Source organism: Rhodoblastus sp. (assembly GCF_041915505.1).
Classification (GTDB): Bacteria; Pseudomonadota; Alphaproteobacteria; order Rhizobiales; family Beijerinckiaceae; genus Rhodoblastus.
In genome coordinates this window covers 1-2,132 of record NZ_JAYSBG010000485.1, presented here as the reverse complement: position 1 = coordinate 2,132, position 2,132 = coordinate 1, and the positions used below count along the sequence as shown (strand labels likewise).

Below are 2,132 nucleotides of genomic sequence, written 5' to 3'. Positions count from 1 at the left end.
CGCGCAGATTGACGAAATTCACGCCCTTGACGACGCGTCCGTCCTTGACGTCGAGGCAGGGAATGACGCGGGTCTTAAGCAAGGCTCTGCTCCCTTCGGCCGTCGGGCCGGTTCACGCCGCGCGCCTGGATTTGATGAGCGCCAGCGCCTGCTGCGGGTCGAGCCGGCCGTCATAAAGCGCGCGGCCGCTGATCGCGCCGGCGAGGCGCGCGCAATCGGGCTCCAGCAGCCGTTCAATATCGGCGATGGACGCCAATCCGCCCGAGGCGATCACCGGTATCGCCAAGGCGTTGGCGAGCGCCAGCGTCGCCTCGATATTCAGGCCCTTCAGCACGCCGTCGCGGGCGATATCGGTATAGACGATGGCCGCGACGCCGGCGTCTTCGAAGCGCTTGCCGAGTTCGACGGCGGTCAGTTGCGACGATTTCGCCCAGCCGTCGACCGCGACCAGACCGTCGCGCGCGTCGATTCCGACCGCGATCCGGCCGGGATAGCGGCGGGCGGCCTCGCGGACCAGATCGGGATCGCGCACGGCGGCGGTGCCGATGATGACGCGATCGACGCCCTTGCCGAGCCAGCCGTCAATCGTCCGCATGTCGCGGATGCCGCCGCCGAGCTGGACCTGCATGTTGCTGAGGGCCGCCAGCACCTTGTCGACGGCGGCGGCGTTCATGGGCTTGCCGGCGAAAGCCCCGTCGAGGTCGACGACATGCAGATAGTCGAAGCCCTGGCTCTCGAAGGTCAGAGCCTGTGCGGCGGGATCGTCGTTGAAGACGGTCGCCTGGGCCATGTCGCCATGGATCAGCCGAACGCATTGGCCGCCCTTGAGATCGATGGCTGGAAAGAGAATCACGGACGCCACCTCAGGAAGTTGGAAATGAGCTTGAGCCCCATCGCCTGGCTTTTTTCCGGATGGAACTGCACGCCGACGATCGAATCCCGGCCGACGATCGCGGTCAGTGGACCGCCATAATCGGTCGTGGCGATGACGTCGTCGCCGTTCGACGCCTGTAAATGAAAGGAATGGACGAAATAGGCGTTCAACCCGGCCGGTCCGGTCGCGATGCCGTCGAGAATCGGATGTGGCCGGTTCGATTGCAGATTGTTCCAGCCCATATGCGGGATTTTCAACGTGGGATCGCTCGGCGCGATGGGGCCGACGGCGCCGCCGATCCAGCCCAGACCGAGCGTGTCGCCATGTTCGAGCCCGCGTTCCGCCAAGAGCTGCATGCCGACGCAAATGCCGAGAAAAGGCGCGCCGCGCTTATGCACCGTTTCGTCGAGGGCTTCGGCCATGCCGGCGATGGAGAGCAGCCCGCGCCGGCAATCGGCGAAGGCGCCGACGCCGGGCAGAACCACGCGATCGGCGCGGCGCACGGTCTCGGCGTCGGCGGTGACGTCGATCGCCGCGGCGATTCCACTCTCCCGGGCCGCGCGCTCAAAAGCCTTGGCGGCCGAATGCAGGTTGCCGGAGCCGTAATCGATGATGGCGACCTTCAAGGCTTCGACTCCCGGGTCGGAAACAGGCCGAGGAAATCCGTCTCCTGACCGATTGGCGGCGCGGGCGGCTTGGCGCCGCCGTCCCTCGGCGACACGGGCGCCGGCGCGGCGTCGGCCGGCGCATCGGCGCGCCGGGCGAAATAGACGGTTTCGGCGTCATCGGTCGAGGCGCCCAGCGCCAGACCGTGCATCAGGAAGCCGCGCCGGTCGAGGCCGGCCTGGCGGAAACGATCCGCCTCCAGGCCGAAAGCGGCAGCGCCGAGCCAGTAAAGAAGGATGGCGGCCTCCGTCCCGATTCGCGCGAAGACGGCCAGCAGGCTGACCACGACGAGCAAGGCGACCCACAGGCCAAAGGCCAGCCAGAGCCTGTGGCGCAAGGCCCAGACCGGCGTGATGAGGAAGGCCGGCTTAGAGAAGCCCGACTTCACGAAAGTGGCGCGTTCCAGCGATCGCGCCTGCGAAACGCCTGTCGGAAGATAGACCGAATACAGATTCATAGGGTTGTCGCGCCGGTTCAGAGCGCTCCCTTGGTCGAGGGGATGCGGTCTTTCTGGCGCGGATCGATCGCCAGCGCCGCCCCGAGCGCTCGGGCGACCCCCTTGAAACAGGTCTCGACAATATGATGGCTGTTC

The 2,132-nt window shown here is 66.7% G+C and carries 4 protein-coding genes and 1 pseudogene; all 5 read right to left on the bottom strand.

From position 1 onward, the window contains the following. A partial coding sequence (locus ACE3S9_RS18975) for a HisA/HisF-related TIM barrel protein (RefSeq protein WP_374548037.1) occupies positions 1-82 on the bottom strand: 82 nt, incomplete at its 3' end. A gap of 30 nt (positions 83-112) precedes the next feature. After that, a complete protein-coding gene (hisA, locus tag ACE3S9_RS18970) occupies positions 113-862 on the bottom strand; it encodes a 1-(5-phosphoribosyl)-5-[(5-phosphoribosylamino)methylideneamino]imidazole-4-carboxamide isomerase (RefSeq protein WP_374548036.1) in 750 nt (249 codons plus the stop codon). Next, positions 850-1,500 (bottom strand): imidazole glycerol phosphate synthase subunit HisH, encoded by a 651-nt coding sequence (gene hisH / locus ACE3S9_RS18965; protein ID WP_374548035.1) that lies wholly within the window; start codon positions 1,498-1,500, stop codon positions 850-852. The genes hisA and hisH overlap by 13 nt, the downstream gene beginning before the upstream one ends. Then, complete coding sequence (locus ACE3S9_RS18960) at positions 1,497-1,997, bottom strand: DUF2628 domain-containing protein (RefSeq protein ID WP_374548034.1); 501 nt, start codon at positions 1,995-1,997, stop codon at positions 1,497-1,499. The genes hisH and ACE3S9_RS18960 overlap by 4 nt, the downstream gene beginning before the upstream one ends. A 17-nt stretch (positions 1,998-2,014) precedes the next feature. Beyond that, positions 2,015-2,132 (bottom strand): annotated as a pseudogene (locus tag ACE3S9_RS18955) (imidazoleglycerol-phosphate dehydratase); the annotation flags it as partial.